At 36.1% G+C, this 761-nt stretch carries 1 protein-coding gene; it reads right to left on the bottom strand.

The annotated features are described in order from the left end of the window. The coding region (locus tag ACFINK_RS09360; RefSeq protein WP_522729909.1) for a restriction endonuclease at positions 1–578 on the bottom strand (578 nt) is incomplete at its 3' end. Positions 579–761: the final 183 nt, after the last annotated feature.

Raw genomic sequence — 761 nt, forward strand, 5'->3', positions numbered from 1 at the left:
CCTTCACAGACTTTCTTGATGGCTTCTTCTTGATGGGGACGAGGCTCTTTTGTTGATTTCAGAACAACTTCTTTTTTCGTTGCAAATATTTGCCAATCTATCCGACTGTTTTCCATATGACGAAGGTCAATACGATAAACGGGTATCGCTTGTCCTTTAATCATGGCATTCACATTGTCACTTAATTCCACTTCTGTGCTGTCAACGAGAAGTCGATATTTAAAGATGTCTTTTCCAGATGCCGCGATAAAGCTATCAATATCCTTTTTACTGATCTGATGGTCTGCTTGATAAAACTTACATTGAATAGCCACATAGCCCTCTTGATTGCGAAGCTTGGCAACCAGATCAATGCCGATATCATTTTTATTCCAACCTTCACGCTCTTTAGCCCATTCATAATAGCTCTCAACTTTTTCATATCGCCCATAGTGGAGAGGGTCATACATAAGATATTTTGTCACAAAATCTTCAAACAGTTTCCCTCGTAGAGTATTTGAAGTTGTCTGTTCACGATAGGATTGTAAAAGGGAGCGTAAAGTGAATTGTTCATTATCAGACTTAATAGATTGCAGCATATTGTAATAAAAATCCCTTGCCTTATGAGATGATTAATAATCATCAAAAGAATCAAAATGAATTTAATTAAATGCATTTAAAGCAAATAACGATAAAAAAGGGAAAAAAAACTGCTAAAAAAAGCCGATATTTTTTTCAAAAGGGGTCTTTAAGGCTGCTTATCAACAGCCCATGACATGGAA

This window comes from Bartonella sp. AA16NXGY (assembly GCF_042197325.1).
Lineage (GTDB): Bacteria > Pseudomonadota > Alphaproteobacteria > Rhizobiales > Rhizobiaceae > Bartonella.